16 protein-coding genes and 1 pseudogene are annotated in these 17,648 nt (G+C 68.2%); 6 read left to right on the top strand and 11 right to left on the bottom strand.

Going from position 1 to position 17,648, the window contains the following annotated elements:
• The first annotated feature begins 86 nt into the window (after nt 1–86).
• From H6927_17165 to dnaE, 3 genes are read left to right on the top strand one after another with little or no spacing between them, the layout of a single operon-like run.
• Nucleotides 87–788 carry a pirin family protein gene (locus tag H6927_17165; protein MCP5219814.1) on the top strand — a complete coding sequence of 234 codons (702 nt, stop codon included), beginning with the start codon at nt 87–89 and terminating at the stop codon, nt 786–788.
• Between the two features lie 48 nt (nt 789–836).
• The gene (locus H6927_17160; protein ID MCP5219813.1) at nt 837–1,262 is read left to right on the top strand and encodes a DoxX family protein; all 426 of its coding nucleotides are present in this window, start codon (nt 837–839) and stop codon (nt 1,260–1,262) included.
• Between the two features lie 59 nt (nt 1,263–1,321).
• Nucleotides 1,322–4,849, top strand: coding sequence for a DNA polymerase III subunit alpha (gene dnaE, locus H6927_17155; protein MCP5219812.1), 3,528 nt, complete (start codon nt 1,322–1,324; stop codon nt 4,847–4,849).
• Nucleotides 4,850–4,915: 66 nt separating this feature from the next.
• On the opposite strand, the pseudogene tolA reads toward dnaE, so the two are convergent.
• The 9 genes and pseudogenes from tolA to arfB form a co-directional block, all read right to left on the bottom strand.
• Nucleotides 4,916–5,973: pseudogene (tolA, locus tag H6927_17150) on the bottom strand (cell envelope integrity protein TolA).
• A complete protein-coding gene (locus tag H6927_17145; GenBank protein ID MCP5219811.1) occupies nt 5,970–6,380 on the bottom strand; it encodes a biopolymer transporter ExbD in 411 nt (136 codons plus the stop codon). Before H6927_17145 ends, tolA begins: the two are co-directional and overlap by 4 nt.
• Nucleotide 6,381: 1 nt before the next feature.
• Nucleotides 6,382–7,101 carry a protein TolQ gene (gene tolQ, locus H6927_17140; GenBank protein MCP5219810.1) on the bottom strand — a complete coding sequence of 240 codons (720 nt, stop codon included), beginning with the start codon at nt 7,099–7,101 and terminating at the stop codon, nt 6,382–6,384.
• Nucleotides 7,098–7,514, bottom strand: coding sequence for a tol-pal system-associated acyl-CoA thioesterase (gene ybgC / locus H6927_17135; protein ID MCP5219809.1), 417 nt, complete (start codon nt 7,512–7,514; stop codon nt 7,098–7,100). The genes tolQ and ybgC overlap by 4 nt, the downstream gene beginning before the upstream one ends.
• Before the next feature lie 11 nt (nt 7,515–7,525).
• Nucleotides 7,526–8,743 (bottom strand): pyridoxal phosphate-dependent aminotransferase, encoded by a 1,218-nt coding sequence (locus H6927_17130; GenBank protein MCP5219808.1) that lies wholly within the window; start codon nt 8,741–8,743, stop codon nt 7,526–7,528.
• Nucleotides 8,740–9,273, bottom strand: a complete 534-nt coding sequence (gene nusB, locus H6927_17125; GenBank protein MCP5219807.1) for a transcription antitermination factor NusB — start codon at nt 9,271–9,273, stop codon at nt 8,740–8,742. The genes H6927_17130 and nusB overlap by 4 nt, the downstream gene beginning before the upstream one ends.
• On the bottom strand, nt 9,270–9,734 hold the full coding sequence (locus H6927_17120; protein ID MCP5219806.1) for a 6,7-dimethyl-8-ribityllumazine synthase: 465 nt from the start codon (nt 9,732–9,734) through the stop codon (nt 9,270–9,272). Before H6927_17120 ends, nusB begins: the two co-directional genes overlap by 4 nt.
• A gap of 2 nt (nt 9,735–9,736) precedes the next feature.
• A complete protein-coding gene (gene ribB / locus H6927_17115; GenBank protein ID MCP5219805.1) occupies nt 9,737–10,882 on the bottom strand; it encodes a 3,4-dihydroxy-2-butanone-4-phosphate synthase in 1,146 nt (381 codons plus the stop codon).
• Between the two features lie 323 nt (nt 10,883–11,205).
• Complete coding sequence (arfB, locus tag H6927_17110; protein MCP5219804.1) at nt 11,206–11,610, bottom strand: aminoacyl-tRNA hydrolase; 405 nt, start codon at nt 11,608–11,610, stop codon at nt 11,206–11,208.
• A 232-nt stretch (nt 11,611–11,842) separates the two neighbouring features.
• Between arfB and H6927_17105 the strand changes: the two genes are divergently transcribed.
• Nucleotides 11,843–12,757, top strand: a complete 915-nt coding sequence (locus tag H6927_17105) for a DUF3014 domain-containing protein (GenBank protein MCP5219803.1) — start codon at nt 11,843–11,845, stop codon at nt 12,755–12,757.
• A gap of 232 nt (nt 12,758–12,989) precedes the next feature.
• Here the strand turns inward: H6927_17105 and H6927_17100 are convergent, their stop codons facing one another.
• Nucleotides 12,990–13,610 carry a serine hydrolase gene (locus H6927_17100; protein MCP5219802.1) on the bottom strand — a complete coding sequence of 207 codons (621 nt, stop codon included), beginning with the start codon at nt 13,608–13,610 and terminating at the stop codon, nt 12,990–12,992.
• A gap of 204 nt (nt 13,611–13,814) precedes the next feature.
• Here H6927_17100 and H6927_17095 point away from each other — a divergent pair, with 204 nt between their 5' ends.
• Together H6927_17095 and H6927_17090 are read left to right on the top strand one after the other, a co-directional pair.
• Entirely contained in the window at nt 13,815–15,341 is a 1,527-nt protein-coding gene (locus H6927_17095; GenBank protein MCP5219801.1) for an IS21 family transposase, read from the top strand.
• Nucleotides 15,310–16,149 carry an ATP-binding protein gene (locus H6927_17090; protein MCP5219800.1) on the top strand — a complete coding sequence of 280 codons (840 nt, stop codon included), beginning with the start codon at nt 15,310–15,312 and terminating at the stop codon, nt 16,147–16,149. The genes H6927_17095 and H6927_17090 overlap by 32 nt, the downstream gene beginning before the upstream one ends.
• 270 nt (nt 16,150–16,419) lie before the next feature.
• Here the strand turns inward: H6927_17090 and H6927_17085 are convergent.
• Nucleotides 16,420–17,642 (bottom strand): IS3 family transposase gene (locus H6927_17085; GenBank protein ID MCP5219799.1). Its coding sequence is split into 2 segments (ribosomal slippage): nt 16,420–17,375 and nt 17,375–17,642, totalling 1,224 coding nucleotides; the frame shifts between segments, so codons are not numbered across the junction.
• Nucleotides 17,643–17,648: the final 6 nt, after the last annotated feature.

The raw sequence follows: 17,648 nt of genomic DNA, 5'->3' as shown, positions 1-17,648 counted from the left end.
TCAATCATTTTGAATGATGACGTTAAATTCGTGCGACCAAGTCCACGCAAAGAGCGCTGAAAATTCAGCCCCGAAAGGAGTTGACCATGATCAAGATCCGCCAATCCGAAGAGCGCGGCCTTGCCGACCACGGCTGGCTGAAGTCGCGCCACAGCTTTTCGTTTGCCGACTATCACGACCCGGCGCACATGGGCTGGGGCAACCTGCGCGTCATCAACGAAGACCGCGTTGCGCCCGGCACCGGCTTTGGCACGCACGGCCACCGCGACATGGAAATCATCAGCTACGTGCTGGAGGGCGAGCTGGCGCACCAGGACAGCATGGGCAACGTGGTGGCGATCCCGCCCGGCGACGTGCAGCGCATGAGCGCCGGCCGCGGCGTGATGCACAGCGAGTTCAACCATGCCGAGGGCCAGAGCACGCACTTCCTGCAGATCTGGATCGAGCCGAACGTGCGCGGCATCGCGCCCAGCTACGAGCAAAAGAGCGTGCCCGCCGCCGACAAGCGCGGCCGCCTGCGCCAGATCGCGGCCGGCCAGCCCGAGGCCGGCGCGGTGCGCCTGCACGCCGACGCCGCGGTGTATGCCGGGTGCTTTGACGGCGCCGAGGCCGCCACGCTGGCCATCGATCCGGCCCGCAAGGCCTACGTGTTCGTGGCGCGCGGCGCGCTCGACGTCAACGGCCACGCCCTGCGCGCGGGTGGCGCCGCGCTGCTGGCCGACGAAGCCGCCGTGCGCCTGGGCGCCGGGCACGATGCCGAGGTGCTGGTCTTCGACTTGGCCGCCTGACACCGATTTCCATTTCCCCCTGCAACCACCTTGAAGAAAGAACCTCCCATGCAAAACTGGACTGCCTTGATCGGCCGCATCCTCGTCGCCTACCTGTTCATCCCCGCCGGCATCGGCAAGCTGACCGGCTTTGCCGGCACGGTGGGCTACATCGCCTCCAAGGGCCTGCCCATGCCCACCGTGGCGGCGGGCATCGCGGTGGCGGTCGAGCTGCTGGTGGCGGCGGCCTTCCTGCTCGGCTACAAAACCCGTTGCGCGGCCGCCGTGCTGGCCGTGTTCACGGTGGCGGCAGGCGTGCTGTTCCACGACTACTGGACGCTGCCCGCCGCCCAGCAGATGGTGCAGCAGCTGCTGTTCACCAAGAACATCGCCGTGGCGGGCGGCCTGCTGGCCTTCGTCGCCTTTGGCGCCGGCGCCTTCAGCCTGGATGCGCGCCGCGGCAGCGCGGCAACCGGGTTGCCAGTGGCCGCCTGAAGCCGGCATGTCGGGACGGGCCGCCGCTGCCGGCCGGCCAGTTGCCCGACAATCGGCGCATGTTTGTCCACCTGCGCCTGCACACCGAGTTTTCCGTCGTCGATGGCACCACCCGCATCGACGACATCGTCCAGGCCGCCGCCGCCGACGCGCAGCCGGCCCTGGCGATCACCGACCTGAACAACCTGTTCGGCGCGGTCAAGTTCTACAAGGCCGCGCGCGGGGCGGGGGTCAAGCCCCTGCTGGGGGCCGAGATCGGGCTCGACGGCCTGACCGAGACGCCTGCACGCGTGCTGCTGCTGGCGCAAAACCAGGCTGGCTACCTGAACCTGTCGCAGCTGCTGACCCTGGCCTGGACCGAGGGCGTCAGCAAGGGCCAGGCCTTGGTGCGCTGGGACTGGCTGCGCCGGCACGCCGAAGGCCTGCTGCTGCTGTCGGGCGCGCAGGCCGGGCCGCTGGGTCCCAGCCTGCTGCAGGGCGACGCGCCCACCGCCAGCGCGCTGGCGCTGCAGCTGGCCGAGGCCTTTCCGCACCGCTTTTATCTGGAGCTGCAACGCGCCGGCCGTCTGGATGACGAGCAGCATGTGGCTGCCACCGTGCAACTGGCCGCGCGCCTGAAGCTGCCGGTGGTGGCCACGCACCCGGTGCAGTTTCCGACCGCGGCCGACTACGAGGCGCACGAGGCGCGCGTGTGCATCGCCGAGGGCGAGATCCTGGGCAACCCGCGGCGCGTGCGGCGTTTCACCACCGAGCAGTACTTCAAGTCCGGCGCGCAGATGGCTGCGCTGTTCGCCGACGTGCCCTCGGCGCTGGCCAACACGCTGGAGATCGCGCGCCGCTGCAACCTCACACTCACGCTGGGCAAGCCGCAGCTGCCCAACTTTCCGGTGCCCGAGGGGCACAGCATCGAGAGCTACTTCCGCCACGCCTCGCTGCAGGGCCTGGAGCAGCGCCTGGCCCACTTGTACCCCGACGCGGCGCGGCGCGAGGCCGAACGCGCGCGCTACCTGGAGCGCCTCGACTTCGAGATCGACACCATCCTGAAGATGGGCTTTCCGGGCTACTTCCTGATCGTGGGCGACTTCATCAACTGGGCCAAGCAAAACGGCTGCCCGGTGGGGCCGGGGCGCGGCTCGGGCGCGGGCTCGCTGGTGGCCTACACGCTGGGCATTACCGACCTGGACCCGCTGCAGTACAAGCTGCTGTTCGAGCGCTTTTTGAACCCCGAGCGCGTGTCGATGCCCGACTTCGACATCGACTTCTGCCAGGCCAACCGCGACCGCGTGATCGACTACGTCAAGGCCAAGTACGGGCGCGACGCGGTCAGCCAGATCGCCACCTTCGGCACCATGGCCGCGCGCGCCGCCATCCGCGACGTGGGCCGCGTGCTGGACATGAGCTACACCTTCTGCGACGGCATCAGCAAGCTCATCCCCAACAAGCCCGGCAAGCCCGTCACGCTGCAATACCCGCCGCCGGGCCTGAGTGCCGACGAGAAGGAAAAGTACGCCATTGCCGCCGAGCCGATCCTGGCCCAGCGCATCAAGAGCGAGGAGGAGGTGCGCACCCTGGTCGAGCTGGCGCAAAAGCTCGAGGGCATGACGCGCAACATCGGCATGCACGCCGGCGGCGTGCTGATCGCGCCGGGCAAGCTGACCGACTTCGGCCCGCTGTACCAGCAGCCCGGCAGCGACGCGGCCGTCAGCCAGTACGACAAGGACGACGTGGAGGCCGTGGGCCTGGTCAAGTTCGACTTTCTGGGCCTGGCCACGCTCACCATCCTGGAGCTGGCGCGCCAGTTCATCGTGGCGCGCCACCCGGGCCAGCAGGACTTTGCCTACGAGAACATCGCGCTCGACGACAAGGCCACCTACGAGCTGTTCCAGCAGGGCCGCACCGAGGCCGTGTTCCAGTTTGAAAGCCGCGGCATGCAGGGCATGCTGCGCGACGCCAGGCCCACGCGGCTGGAAGACCTGATCGCCCTCAACGCGCTGTATCGCCCGGGCCCGATGGACCTGATCCCCAGCTTCGTGGCGCGCAAGCACGGGCGTGAGCCGGTGGAATACCCGCACCCGCTGGTGGCCGACATGCTGTCGGAAACCTACGGCATCATGGTCTACCAGGAGCAGGTGATGCAGACCGCGCAGATCCTGGGCGGCTACAGCCTGGGCGGCGCCGACCTGCTGCGCCGTGCCATGGGCAAGAAAAAGGCCGAGGAGATGGCCCAGCACCGCGCCATCTTCCGCGCCGGCGCGGCCAAGAACGGCATCGGCGAGGCCAAGGCCGACGAGATCTTCGACCTGATGGAGAAGTTCGCCGGCTACGGCTTCAACAAGTCGCATGCCGCCGCCTACTCGCTGCTGGCCTATCACACCGGCTGGCTGAAGGTGCATTACACGGCCGAGTTCTACTGCGCCAACATGACGGTGGAGATGGACAACACCGACAAGCTCAAGGTGCTGCACGAGGACGCCTTGCGCGAGGGCATGGCTTTCGAGCCGCCCGACGTCAACCGCGGCACCTACCGCTTCGAGCCGGTGGGCGATGCGCTGATCCGCTACGGCCTGGGCGCCGTCAAGGGCACCGGCCAGCAGGCCATCGAGGCCATCGTGGCCGCGCGCGAAGGGCGCGGCACGGGGCCGGCGGGCGAGGAGAGCGGTCCTTTCAAGAGCCTGTTCGACTTTTGCCGCCGCGTCGACCGCACGCGCGTCAACAAGCGCACCGTGGAGGCGCTGGTGCGCGCCGGCGCCTTCGACAGCCTGCAGCTGAACCGCGCCGCGCTGGCGGCCGCCATCGACCTGGGTTTCGAGTTTGCCGCCGCCCACGAGGCCAACCTGAACCAGGGCGGTCTGTTCGACCTGCTGGACGACAGCTCGGGCTCCAGTACGCAGGAGCCCGAGCTGCCTGCGGTCATGCCCTGGGGCGTGAAGGAGCGCCTGTCGTTCGAGAAGACCGCCATCGGCTTTTACCTGTCGGGCCACCTGTTCGACGAATGCGAGCGCGAGGTGCGCCAGTTTGCGCGCCGCCCGCTGGCCGAGCTGGTGGACAGCCGCGAGCCGCAACTGCTGGCCGGCATCGTGGGCGACTTGCGCATCATCAACGGCCAGCGCGGCAAGCTGGCGCTGTTCAAGCTGGACGACAAGAGCGCCGGGCTGGACGCGCGCGCCGACGAGGCGCTGATCGACGCGCACCGCCACCTGCTCAAGGACGACGAGCTGATCATCGTGCAGGCCAAGGTCATGCCCGACCGCTTTTCGGGCGGGCTGCAGCTGAACATCACGCAGATCTGGGACCTGCCCGCCGCGCGCTGCCGCTTCGGCAAGTTCTTGCGCGTGGCGGTGGGCAGCCAGCCGCCCGAGGTGGCGCGCCTGCTGGCCGACTTTCCGCCCCGGCGCGAAAGCACCGAGGCGGGCGACGTGTGGCAGGGCCTGCCGGTGCGCCTGCTGCTGGAGCGGCGCAAGGACGGCGTGGGCGTGATGGCCCAGCTGCAGCTAGGCGAGCAGGCGAAGTTCTACCCCAGCGACGCCGCCCTGGCCGGCTGGATGGCGCAGGCCGACGAGGGGCGGGCGCAGGTGGTGTACGACTGACGATGCAAGGCGATTGACCTTCCAGTCCGCGTCGAACAAGCGCAAGGCGCTATCAAAAAATGAATTTCAGCCGTGCAGCTTGAACACGATTTCCATCGGGTTCCAGTAGCGGCCGTTGTCCGAGGGAAGCTTTTCGGTGCGGTCCAGTGCGCGCAGCACGGCATCGTCCCAGGACTTCACGCCGCTGGACTTCTTGATCTTGCGGCTGATGATCAGGCCCGTGGGGCCGGTCTGCACCTCGACGACGGCCACAGGGTTGCCTGAGACGTCGTCCGAGAACACGATGTTGGGCCGCACCGCCGCGCGGATCTTGGCGTCGTAGCCGGCCGAGGGTCCCGCGTCGTGCGCCGCCGTGCCGCCCGGCGTGCGCCCCGCGCCGCTGCTGGCGCTGTCGCCCGTGCCGGCCAGGCGCGCCAGGCGGTCCAGCTCGGCCTTGCGGCGCGCGTCGGCGGCCTTGGCTTCGCGCGCGGCCTCGGCTTTTTTCTCGGCCGCCTCGCGTGCGGCCTGGGCCTTTTCCTGCGCCTTCTTCTCGGCGGCGGCCTGGGCGGCGGCGGCCTGCTTGCGCTGCGCTTCCTCGGCGGCCTTCTTCTCGGCCGCCTGCTGGGCAGCGGCCTGCTTTTCGGCCTCCTGGCGTTTTTGCTCGGCCAGCTTCCTGGCTTCGGCGGCCTTTTTCTGCGCGGCTTCCTGGCGCTCGCGCTCCTGCTCCAGCCTGGCCTGGCGCTGCTGCTCGGCGCGGGCCTGCTGGCGCTGGGCCTCTTCCTGCTTCTTCTTCTGCTCCAGCGCGATCTCGGCGTCGCGCGCGGCCTGGTCGACCACGGGCGGTGGCGGCTTGGGCGCGGCCACGGGCGGCGGGGGAGGCGGCGGTGGCGGCGCGGGGGGGGGGGCGGCTCGGGCCTGGGCGGCGGCGTGACGGCGGCGGGGCGCGGCGCGGGCGCGGCCTGCTGCACGGCGGCGGCCCACAGCTCGGCGTCCACCGCCTCGTCGTTGGCGGTCTTCCAGCGCAGGCCCCAGGTCAGCGCCAGGATCAGCAGCACGTGGGCCAGGACGGCCAGCACCAGCGCGCGCCGCATGCCGCCCGGCGGCGGCGGCTCGAACTCGGTGCGCTGGGCCAGGGTCTCGGTCATTTCACGGACAGGCCCACGCGCTGCACGCCGGCTTCGCGCAGCTTGCGCATCATGGTGACGACCTGCTGGTAGCGCAGCTCGCGGTCGGCGGCCAACATCACGGGCAGTTCGGGGTTGCTGGCCAGGGCCTCCTTGATGCGGACGATGGCCTCGGTCTCGGTGACCTCGCGCGCGCTCAGCTCGCCGCCCAGCGACAGCTGGCCGTCCTCGTTCATCATCAGGTCGATGCGCTTGTCGGGCGCCTTCTGCGACTTGCCGGCGCTGGGCACGTTGATGGCGCCGGGCGTGATGACGGTGGCGGTGACCATGAAGATGATCAAGAGCACCAGCATCACGTCGATGAAGGGCACCATGTTGATCTCGTTGATGGTGCGGCGGCCGCGGCCGCGCGAGGCGATCGCCGGCATCTCAGTACCCCGTGGCCGATTCGATGGGGGCGGCGGCGGGCGCCGGGTGCACGCCCAGGTTGCGCTGCAGGATGTTGGAGAACTCCTCGATGAAGGTCTCCATCTTGATGGCCAGGCGGTCGATCTCGCGCGCGAAGCGGTTGTAGGCGATGACGGCCGGGATGGCGGCGAACAGGCCCAGCGCGGTGGCCACCAGCGCCTCGGCGATGCCGGGTGCCACCGTGGCCAGCGTGACCTGCTGCAGCCCGGCCAGGCCGGTGAAGGCGTGCATGATGCCCCAGATGGTGCCGAACAGGCCCACGTAGGGGCTGACCGAGCCGACCGAGGCCAGGAAGGACAGGTTGACCTCGGCGGTGTCCATCTCGCGCTGGAAGCTCGCGCGCATGGCGCGGCGGGCGCCGTCCAGCAGGGTGCCGGCGTCGTGGATGCGGCGCTCGCGCAGCTTCTGGTACTCGCGCATGCCGCTGGCGAAGATGCGCTCCATCGGCCCGGCGCTCTTGGCGTTTTGCGCGGCGGCGGCAAACAGCTCGTTCAGGCTGGTGCCCGACCAGAAGCTGCGCTCGAAGCCGTCGTTGAGCACGCGGATGTCCTTGAGCGCGCGCAGCTTGCGGAAGATGGCCGCCCAGCTGGTGACCGAGACGGCCAGCAGCAGCAGCATCACCAGCTGCACGACGAAGCTGGCGTTGATGACCAGCTGGACGATGGAAAGATCCTGGTTCATGAAGTCAGTCGTTCGATGAGCGATGAAGGAATGCGGGCGGGCGAAAGGCGCTGGGCATCGACCCAGCCGATGCGGATGCGCGCCTGGCTGAGCAGCGCGCCGCGCTGGCCCGGCGCCGTCTGCAGATACGCCTGCTGCGTCAGCGCCAGGCTGGCGCGGCCCGTTTCTTCGAGCCGGGCGGTGACGACAAGTTCATCGTCCAGCCGGGCGGCGCGCAGGTATTGCACGTGGCACTCGCTGACCACGAACATGCCGCCGGTCTGCTCGCGCAGCGCCTGCTGCTGCACGCCGCGCGCGCGCAGCCATTCGGTGCGCGCGCGCTCGAAGAACTTGAGGTAGTTGGCGTAGAACACGATGCCGCCGGCATCGGTGTCTTCCCAGTAGATGCGGATCGGGAGTTCGAAGTCCGCCATCGAGGCTTGCCTCAGGCCAATACGGTTTTCAGGCGCTCGATGGCGGTGTGCAGCTGGGCCATCGAGTTGGCGGTGGAAAAGCGGATGTGGCGTGCCGTGTCGGCGTGGCCGAAGTCGCGCCCCGGCGTGACGGCCAGGTGCGCGCGCTTCATCAGCTCGAAGGCGAATTCCCAGCTGCCCGGCGTTTGCATGCCGCTATTGTATTCGGAGCGGCCGGCAAACAGCTTGTCACAGGCGGCGCTGCAGTCGGCCCAGGCGTAGAAGGCACCGTCGGGCGTGACGGGCACCGTCAGGCCCAGGGCATTCAGCTGCGGCACGAACCAGTCGCGCCGCGCCTTGAACTCGTGGCGGCGGCGCTCGTACTCGGCCAGGCTCTCGGGCTCGAAGCAGGCCAGCGCGGCGTGCTGCGACACGCTGCTGGCGCAGATGAACAGGTGCTGGGCGATCTGCTCGATCACCGGCACCAGGGCCTCGGGCACCACCAGCCAGCCCAGGCGCCAGCCGGTCATGTTGAAGTACTTGCTGAAGCTGTTGATGCTGATGACGTCCTCGCCCAGCGCCAGCGCGCTGTGGCCGTAGGTGTCCTCGTAGGACAGGCCCAGGTAGATCTCGTCGATCAGCGTGATGCCGCCGCGCTCTTGCACGACGGCGTGGATGCGGGCCAGCTCGTCGGGGTGAATCGAGGTGCCCGTGGGGTTGGAGGGCGAGGCCAGCATCACGCCGCGCGTGCGCGCGCCCCAGGCCTCGGCCACCTTGTCCGCGCTCAGCTGGAAGCGCTCGCTGGCGGTGGACGGGATCATCACCGCGCGCCCCTCGGCCATGCTGACGAACTGCCGGTTGCAGGGGTAGCTGGGGTCGGGCATCAGGATTTCGTCGCCCGCGTCGATCAGTGCCAGGCAGGCCAGGTGCAGCGCGGCCGAGGCGCCGGCGGTGACGATGATGCGGCGCGCCGGCACGGCCACGCCGAAGCGCTGCGCGTACCAGGCGCTGATGCGCTCGCGCAGCTCGGGCAGGCCGGTGGACTGGGTGTATTGCGTGCGGCCCTCGCGGATGGCGCGCGCGGCGGCCTCCTGCACCTGCGGCGGCGCGGTGAAGTCGGGCTCGCCCACGTTCATGTAGACCATGGGGCGGTCGCTGCCGGCAGCTTCGCGGGCGATGGCGCCGGCCGTCTTGGCCATCTCCATCACGTAGAAGGGCTCGATGCGCTGGGCGCGGGCGGAAACTCTCATGATGCGTTGTCGTCGCTCGGGTGCCTGGCGGCACGCGGCCGGGCGCGGTCGGCGCCCACCTCGGCGGCGCGCAATTGGGGCGCCAGGCCATTGAGCACGCCATTGACGTACTTGTGGCCGTCGGTGCCGCCAAAGTCCTTGGCCAGCTCGATGCATTCGTTCAGCACCACGCGCCAGGGCACGTCGGGGCACTTCAGGAATTCGTATACGCCGATCCACATGCAGGCGCGCTCGACGGGCGAGATCTGGCCCAGCTCGCGGTCGAGCAGGGGCAGGATCAGCGCGTCCAGCTCGTCCGACAGCTCGATGCAGCCGTGCAGCAGCGCGTCGAAGTGCGCCGCGTCGGCCTTGGCAAAGCCCTGCAGCTCGCGCGTGAAGGCGTCGATGGCTGCCGCGTCGCCGCCGCCCAGCAGGTATTGGTACAGCCCCTGCAGGGCGAATTCGCGCGCGCGCGAGCGCGGCGGCTTGGCCGAGGACTTGCGGGTGCCGGGCTTGGTGGCGGGCGCGTGCCTGGACGGATCGGCGCTCATTGGAGGCGGTGCTTGAGCAAGGCCATCTCGACGGCCACGCGGGCGGCGTCGCGCCCCTTCTCGATCTGGCGCACGGTGGCCTGCGGCAGGTCTTCGGTGGTGAGGATGGCGTTGGCGATGGGGATGTCCAAATCTAGCCCCACGCGCGTGATGCCGGCGCTGGATTCGTTGGCGACCAGCTCGAAGTGATAGGTCTCGCCGCGGATGACGCAGCCCAGCGCGACGAGCGCGTCGTACTCGCCCCGGTGCGCCAGCCACCGCAGGGCCAGCGGCACCTCCAGCGCGCCGGGCACGGTGTGGTGGGCGATGTTCTCGCTCTTCACGCCCAGCGCGGCCAGCTCGGCCAGGCAGGCGTCGCGCAGGCCGTTGGTCACGCCCTCGTTGAAGCGCGCCTGCACGATGGCGATGCGCAGGCCGCTGCCGTCCAGCGGCGCGCTCCGGCCCTTGTCGGCTTCCAGCATGTTCAGTCCTTGGTGATGTAGCCGGCCACTTCCAGCCCGAAGCCGCCCGCCAGGCTGGGCAGGCGCCGCGGCGTGCCCAGCAGGCGCATGCGCTGCACGCCCAGCGCGCGCAGGATTTGCGCGCCGATGCCGTAGCTGCGCAGGTCCATGCGCCCGCGCGAGGGCGCGTGGGTGGCGCGTGCCGTGCCCTGGAACTGCGCAAGCAGTTGATCGGCGCTTTCGCCGCAGTTCAGCAGCACGGCGACGCCGCAGCCCTCCTGGTGGATGCGCGCCAGCGCCTCGTGCAGGGCCCAGCTGTGCATGCCGGGCTGCACGTCCAGCGCGTCCAGCACCGACAGCGGCTCGTGCACGCGCACCGGCACCGCGTCCTCGGGCGCCCATTGGCCCAGCACCAGCGCCAGGTGCAGCGCGCCGCTGGGCTGGTCGCGGAAGGCGTGGGCGGTGAACTCGCCCTGCGCCGTGGCCAGCGCGCGGGTGCCGATCTTTTCGACCAGCGTCTCGGTGCGGCTGCGGTATTCGATCAGGTCGGCGATGGTGCCGATCTTCAGCCCGTGCGCGGCGGCGAACACCTGCAGGTCGGGCAGGCGCGCCATGGTGCCGTCGTCCTTCATGATCTCGCAGATCACGGCGGCGGGCGTGCAGCCGGCCATGGCCGCCAGGTCGCACCCGGCCTCGGTGTGGCCGGCGCGCATCAGCACGCCGCCCTCGACGGCCTGCAGCGGAAAGATGTGGCCCGGCTGCACCAGGTCGGCCGCCTGCGCGTTGGGCGCCACGGCAGCCTGCACGGTGCGCGCGCGGTCGGCGGCGGAGATGCCGGTGGTCACGCCCTCGGCGGCCTCGATGGAGACCGTGAAGGCGGTGCCCATGCGCGTGCCGTTGCGCGCCACCATGGGCGGCAGGTGCAGGCGCTCGCAGCGCTCGCGCGTCAGCGTCAGGCAGACCAGGCCGCGGCCGAAGCGCGCCATGAAGTTGATGGCCTCGGGCGTGACGTGGTCGGCCGCCAGGATCAGGTCGCCCTCGTTCTCGCGGTCTTCCTCGTCCACCAGGATGACCATGCGGCCGGCGGCCAGCTCGGCCACGATGTCCTGCACGGGCGAGATGCTGGCGACGCCGGCGGGGGCGGCGGGAGTGGGTGTGGAAACGGTCATGGTCAGGTCAGGCAGCCGGCGTACCCGGCGATGCGGCATGGCGCGCCAGGGCGCCGATGGACAAGACGCGCATTATCCGCCCATCGGCGCCGGCGGCTGGCGGGCAGGGCACCCCGGCGCGGCCCGGGATGGGGCTTGAAAACTATCAATATGGTAGCTGCTTGCGCTTTGCCGTGGCTGGCTGCAGGCTGATTTGAGCCTTGGAATTCTTAAATGGGGTCAGATCACAATTCTTGAGATGCGATCTGGCCCCATGGATGCTTGTGCCAGGGATCCCTCATGGCCGATCCTGCCGAGGCATCGGCTTCATCCGATGCGCCGGGTCATTCGACATCCCCGCCCCGCCCACGGCTGGCCTTGATGCGCGAGCGCAGCGCCTTGCCCTGCAGCCGCCGCCGCTGCGACGCCAGCGTCGGCCGGGTGGCGCGCCGCACGGGTTGCACGCGCGCGGCCTCGTCGATCAGCGCCTGCAGCCGCGCCAGCGCCTCGGCGCGGTTGTGCGTGCGGCTGCGCGAGGTCTGGGCCTTGATGACGATCACGCCCTCGCGCGTGACGCGCTGGTCCTGCAGCGCCAGCAGCCTGTGCTTGACCGCCGCCGGCAGCGACGAGCGCGCGATGTCGAAGCGCAGGTGAACGGCGCTGGACACCTTGTTGACGTTCTGCCCGCCCGGCCCCTGCGCGCGCACGTCGCTGAGTTCCACCTCATGAAGGGGCACGGTGTGGCTCATGGTGACGGGCGTGGGTGGGTGTGGATGCGGGCGGATGCTGGCCGCATTGTCGGGGAGCCCGCCGCCAGGATCAACGCGGCGGTCGGCCCGGCCCCCTGATCGCGCCGGCATGTAAGCCGCGTAAGCTGCTGTCGTCGATGGCGCAAGGCGGCTTCGGTCGGCCTACCATCGGCCTGTTGCAACCCCTGCCGTGTGCCTGGGGCGCGCGGCGCCTGTCGTGGAAAGGAGCGTGATGCCCGAGCGAGACCCCGTCGATTTTCGTCCCCCGCAATCTTCGTCCAGGGCCTGGGCCGGCTGGGTCGTGGTGGTGGCGCTGGCCCTGGGCGCGGCCTGGTGGTTCGGCTGGCGGCCCGCCCATGCCCCCCAGGCGCCACCGCCAGCGGCCGATGCCGCCGCGCCCGCATCGGCGCCCGCCGCCCAGACGCCCGCATCCGCGCCCCTGGCCCAGGCATCCGGGCCCGCCAACCCGGTCGATGCGCTGGCGCCCGCCGACACCGCCTTGCCTTCGCTGGCCGACTCGGACGCCACCGTCGCCCAGGCGCTGCGCGATCTTCTGGGCGCCCAGCGCGTGGCCCGGTTCCTGCTGCTCGACGGCTTGGTGCGCCGCGCCGTCGTCACCGTCGACAACCTGGCGCAGCCCCACGCGCCCGCGCGCCTGTGGCCGGTGCAGCCCGCGCCCGGGCGCTTTCTGGTGACGGGCCTGGCCGACGCGCCCACCGCCACCATCGACCCGGCCAACGCCGCGCGCTACCACGCCTTCGTGGACTTTGCCGAGAGCGTGCCACTGGACGCCGCGGTCAAGCTCTACGCCCGGCTGTACCCGCTGTTTCAGTCCGCGTACGAAGAGCTGGGCTACCCAGGCCGCTACTTCAACGACCGCCTGGTGGCCGTGCTGGACGTGCTGCTGGCCACGCCCGAGCCCGCCGGCCCGGTGGCCGTGCAGCTCACGCAGGTCAAGGGCGAGGTGCCGTCCACCCGACCCTGGGTGCGCTACGAGTACGCCGACCCGCAGCTGGAGTCGCTGTCCAGCGGCCAGAAGATGCTGGTACGCATGGGCCCCGACAACGCCCGGCGCCTGAAGGCCGTCATGACCGAGCTGCGCCGCCGCGTGGCCACCGGCGCCGTGGCCAAGGCCAAGGGCGACTGAGGCCGGGCGCTCACGACCTGCGGTTTGCCCGGTTGGCCAAATGCTTGGGCGTCACTGGGCGGCCACTGGAACAAGGCCGTCATTTTTCATGAGCGCGACCAGGGTCGCCTTGTTCGGTGGGCCGCCCGTATTGACTACAGGGAACCTGGCGGATGGAATAAATCGCGGCCTGCCGCAGCGCGTCGGGGGTTGAGCGAAGGGTTAGGCGTCGCCACGCGGAGGTTCGCGGCGCTCATACTTGCGTGGCCGCCGCTGCGCGAAACAGCTCATTGCGGATGAGCGACAGTGCCTGCCCTCTGCGGTTTGCTTCCGCGGACACCGCGGAGGTTGCGGAGATCACAAGATCGAGCGGTGGATGGACCCATATGAACTGACCTCCCCAGCCACTTGCGAGAAAGGTCCGGCTTGGCGAAGGCACAACCCACCACATGTAGCCGTAGGACAGACCAACGGGCCTCCCGCCGGAGTTCTGGGGAGCGACAGCCTGACGCGCATAGTGCTCTGGGATCACTTGAATGCGTGACCACGTTCCGGCGTTCAGGGCGAGCTCTCCAAGCTTTGCCATGTCACGGGTACGCATCCGAAGGCCGCTGAAACCAAGGGTATGGCCGTTGGAACCTTTGGCCCAGTCGAAGGTGCTGATACCCAGTGGCCGAAACAGCGCCTGTTCCGCAAAGCTGGAGGTGGACTGGCCAGTCGCGGCCTCAAGTGCCACGGACAGCAGATTTGCTGAGAGGTTGTCGTAGGCAAAGACAGAGCCTGGGGGCTCGACTCGTTCGCGCTGAAGCAGGAAGGTCGGATCGTCGGCGGTGCCGGGAGCGAAACGCTCTTGAATCCGGAATCCCGCGGTCATGGTGAGTAGATGACGAATCGTGATCGGTGGTAAAGATGAGGCTGTGCCGGCACTCCGGCCGACGCCAAGAAGTTCCCCCACCGGTTGATTGTTGATTCATTTCCAAAGCTGGGCCATTTCGGGACGCATTCACGTTGAAATTTGAGCCACGTTGCCGCTCTATCCTGCTGAATTTTTCAGCACGGGGGAGCAGGAGTGATCAACGTGAGCACATTGAGCAAGTTACGCCGCCTCGTGCTGAGGCAGGACGTGTCGGTGCGCGAGGCCAGCCGGCGCCTGGGCATCTCGCGCAACACAGCCACCAAGTGGCTCAAAGACGGGCAGATGGCCGAACCCCGATACCCGCAGCGGGTGTCGGGCCCCAGCATCCTGGATCCGTACAAGGAGCAGTTGAGCCAATGGCTCAAGGCCGATAGCCATCGCAGCAAACGCGATCGACGCGGGATCAAGGCCATGTTTGAGGCGCTGCGCGCGCAGGGCTACAGCGGCAGCCGAGGGCCGGTCTACGCCTTTGCCCAGCGCTGGCAGCAAGAGCAAGGCAACGCTGCGCGTGGTGCGGGGTTCGTGCCGCTGAGCTTCGAGTTGGGCGAGGCGTTCCAGTTCGACTGGAGCTGCGAGTACCTGTTCATCGGCGGGCTGCGCCGCCGCCTGGAAGTGGCACACACCAAGCTGGCGGCCAGTCGCGCCTTCTGCCTGGTGGCGTACTACAGCCAAGCGCACGAGATGCTGTTCGATGCGCACGCACGGGCGTTCGCCCTCTTCGGTGGCGTGCCCCGGCGGGGCATCTACGACAACATGAAGACCGCTGTGGACAAGGTCGGCCATGGCAAACAGCGCAGCGTCAATGCACGCTTCGAGGCGATGACCGGGCACTACCTGTTCGAGCCGGAGTTCTGCAACCGGGCCGCCGGCTGGGAGAAGGGGGTCGTGGAGAAGAACGTTCAGGATCGGCGCAAGGACATCTGGCGTGAGGCCAGCGAGCGGCGCTGGGGGACGCTTGGTGAACTCAACGACTGGTTGCAGCAGGCCTGCGTGAAGGCCTGGGCTGAGATGAGTCACCCGGAATGGACTCAGCTCACGGTGGCCGATGTCTGGCAGGACGAACGTGCTCGTCTCATGCCCAACCCCCGTGCGTTTGATGGCTACGTGGAGCAGCCGGTACGGGTCTCTGCGACCGCACTGATCCACTTCCAGCGCAACCGCTACAGCGTGCCGTGTGAATGGATTCATGCGGTGGTCAGTCTGCGGGCCTACGCGGATGGCCTGCTGGTGGTCGGGCCCGATGGGCGACAGGTGCGCCTGGCGCGCAGCTTCGAACGTGATCAGACGCTCTACGACTGGATGCATTACATCGCGCTCATCGAGCGAAAGCCCGGCGCGCTGCGCAACGGCGCGCCCTTCAAGACCATGCCCGAGCCACTGCAGGAAATGCAGCGCCAGTTGCTGCGCCACAGCGGTGGCGACAGGGTGATGGCGCAGGTGCTCATGGGGGTGAGCCTGCATGGACTGGAGGCCGTGGTGGTGGCGGTAGAGCTGGCGCTGCAGTCCGGGCGGGTGAGTGCCGAGCACGTGCTCAACGTGCTCTCGCGTCTGAAGGAGCAGCGCGTGCCCGAGCCACCGGTGGCCACGATGCTCAAGCTCAACACGCCGCCACTGGCCAACCTGCAGCGCTACGACGCACTGCGCAACGTCCAGCCTCATGAGGCATCACCGGAGTCCGACCATGCATGACGTCATTGATGCCCTCAAAGCGCTGGGCCTGCACGGCATGGCCAGTGCCTGGCCGGAGGTACTGGGCACCGCCCGCATGAAGTCGCTGGATCATGAGGCCGTGCTGCACCAGCTCATCAAGGCCGAGACCGCTCAGCGTGAGGTGCGTTCCATGGCTTACCAGATGCGCGTGGCGCGCTTCCCTTCGCACCGTGACCTCGCCGGCTTTGACTTCGCCCACGCGCAGCTCGACGAAGCACTGGTGCGCCAGTTGCACACCCTTCGCTTCGTGGAGTCGGCGCACAACGTGGTGCTGGTTGGTGGCCCCGGCACGGGTAAAACCCACCTGGCCACGAGCCTGGGGATCGAGGCCATTCGCATGCATGGCAAGCGGGTGCGCTTCTTCTCAACGGTGGAGCTGGTCAACGCCCTGGAGCTGGAGAAGGCGCAGAACAAGGCCGGGCAAATGGCGCACCGCCTGATGTACGTCGATCTGGTGATCCTGGATGAACTGGGCTACCTGCCATTCACGCAGTCGGGCGGCGCGATGCTGTTCCACCTGCTCTCCAAACTCTATGAGCGAACGAGCGTGGTGATCACCACCAACCTCACCTTCTCGGAGTGGAGCAGCGTCTTTGGAGACGCCAAGATGACCACGGCCTTGCTTGACCGGCTCACGCACCATTGCCACATCGTCGAGACGGGCAACGAGAGCTGGCGATTCAAGCACTCCAGTGCCGCTGGCGCGGCTCCCCCAAAGCAACGCCCAAAGAGCCAGAAAGGAGATCGAAAAACAGCAGACCCGATAGACTTATCCACAACCGAATAGTCAAAGAATCCATCAACCCAGTGGCTCAATATTCAACGTGATCACTGGCTCAGTTGTGCTGATGAATCAACAGCGGTGCAATCGTCCCCAGCTTATCCTATGCCCACAGCAATTTGGACGGCCTAAAACTCCACAGATGGACGTGTCCTCCGTTCCACTCGCCCCCGCTGCGCCGCAGCCGCCTAAGTTGCTGAGTAACTGCGCCAGCGTATCCGGGTGCTGCACTGTTTGGAGTTGACCCACTTTCGTGGACGGGTATTGGTTTGATTCTCAAACCGTTTCGGGTGTTGTCTCGATATGCACGACGGCATCTTCGACAACATCAAACAGGGCTTCGTTGTTCCTTTCAAAGTTCAGGGGTGAGAGGTAGCCCAGGCCGCTGTGACGGCGCCGGGGGTTGTACCAGCCTTCAATCCAGGTGAAGACCGCCATGCGGGCCTGCGCCTTGCTCTGGAAGCTGTTGCGCTCGATGAGCTCGCCCTCCAGGCTGGCGAAGAAGCTCTCAGCCATGGCGTTGTCGTAGGCATCCCCTACCGTTCCCATCGAAGGGCGCACGCTCATCTGTCTGCACCGTTCACCAAAGGCCAGGCTGGTGTACTGGCTTCCTTGGTCCGAGTGGTGAATGACGCCCTTGGCTTTGCGCTGCTCCAGCGCCATGTTCAACGCTGCGAGCACGAGGTCTGCAGTCATGCGCTCGCCCATGGCCCAACCCACGACGCGGCGACTCCAGACGTCGATGACCACGGCCAGGTAGAGGAACCCCATCCAGGTAGGCACGTAGGTCATGTCCGCTACCCACAGCTGGTTCGGGCCACTGGCATGGAAACGCCGGTTGACCAGGTCACGGGCCGGCGTCTGGCGCTTGTCGCGATGGGTGGTCACGGTGAACCCTCGTCGCTTGCTGATGCCTTGAATGCCGGCCGCTCGCATGAGACGCGCCACACGTTGGCGGCTGATGCACACGCCTTGTTCGATGAGCTCGAAGCGCACCCTGGGCATGCCGTAGGACTCGTAGGATTCCTTGTGAATCTGGCGGATACGCTCGGTCATCACGGCATTGGCAATGCTGCGTTGTGAAGGAGCTCGCTCACGCCAGGCATAGAAACCGCTGGCGGAGACGCCGAGCACGCGGCACATGGTGCGAACAGGGAGGTCGGCCTGGTTTGCCATCACGAGTCCGAAGACTTCGTTGAAGTCGCATCGCTGCGACCCGCAAACCAGGCCGTAGCCTTTGCCAAGATGTCGCGCTCCGTCTGGACCTGGCGCAACTGCCGGCGCAAGCGCACCAGCTCTTCCCGCTCGGCAGTGGTCAGGCCTTCCTTGCCGGGCAAAGGCTTGCCCTCGTCAATGGCAGCCTGGCCGACCCAGTTGGTGATGGATTGGGCGGTGACGCCGAACTCGCGCGAGAGCTGCGCGGGTGCGCGGCCGGCTCGAACCAGCTCGACCATCTGCTGGCGGAATTCCGCCGGGTACGGCGGTCGTACTTTGGACATTTGCGA

Source organism: Burkholderiaceae bacterium, assembly GCA_024235995.1.
Classification (GTDB): domain Bacteria; phylum Pseudomonadota; class Gammaproteobacteria; order Burkholderiales; family Burkholderiaceae_C; genus Ottowia.
Note: the sequence above shows the minus strand (reverse complement) of the source record. Positions and strands in the feature narration are given on the sequence as shown.

Excerpts from the sequence above, each read along its gene's own strand:
- H6927_17160 (MCP5219813.1), top strand. The coding sequence starts at position 837 with ATGCAAAACTGGACTGCCTTGATCGGCCGCATCCTCGTCGCCTACCTG.
- H6927_17130 (MCP5219808.1), bottom strand. The coding sequence starts at position 8,743 with ATGAGAGTTTCCGCCCGCGCCCAGCGCATCGAGCCCTTCTACGTGATG.
- arfB (MCP5219804.1), bottom strand. The coding sequence starts at position 11,610 with ATGAGCCACACCGTGCCCCTTCATGAGGTGGAACTCAGCGACGTGCGC.
- H6927_17165 (MCP5219814.1), top strand. The coding sequence starts at position 87 with ATGATCAAGATCCGCCAATCCGAAGAGCGCGGCCTTGCCGACCACGGC.
- dnaE (MCP5219812.1), top strand. The coding sequence starts at position 1,322 with ATGTTTGTCCACCTGCGCCTGCACACCGAGTTTTCCGTCGTCGATGGC.
- H6927_17090 (MCP5219800.1), top strand. The coding sequence starts at position 15,310 with ATGAGGCATCACCGGAGTCCGACCATGCATGACGTCATTGATGCCCTC.
- tolQ (MCP5219810.1), bottom strand. The coding sequence starts at position 7,101 with ATGAACCAGGATCTTTCCATCGTCCAGCTGGTCATCAACGCCAGCTTC.
- nusB (MCP5219807.1), bottom strand. The coding sequence starts at position 9,273 with ATGAGCGCCGATCCGTCCAGGCACGCGCCCGCCACCAAGCCCGGCACC.
- H6927_17145 (MCP5219811.1), bottom strand. The coding sequence starts at position 6,380 with ATGCCGGCGATCGCCTCGCGCGGCCGCGGCCGCCGCACCATCAACGAG.
- H6927_17120 (MCP5219806.1), bottom strand. The coding sequence starts at position 9,734 with ATGCTGGAAGCCGACAAGGGCCGGAGCGCGCCGCTGGACGGCAGCGGC.
- H6927_17100 (MCP5219802.1), bottom strand. The coding sequence starts at position 13,610 with ATGACCGCGGGATTCCGGATTCAAGAGCGTTTCGCTCCCGGCACCGCC.
- ribB (MCP5219805.1), bottom strand. The coding sequence starts at position 10,882 with ATGACCGTTTCCACACCCACTCCCGCCGCCCCCGCCGGCGTCGCCAGC.
- H6927_17105 (MCP5219803.1), top strand. The coding sequence starts at position 11,843 with ATGCCCGAGCGAGACCCCGTCGATTTTCGTCCCCCGCAATCTTCGTCC.
- ybgC (MCP5219809.1), bottom strand. The coding sequence starts at position 7,514 with ATGGCGGACTTCGAACTCCCGATCCGCATCTACTGGGAAGACACCGAT.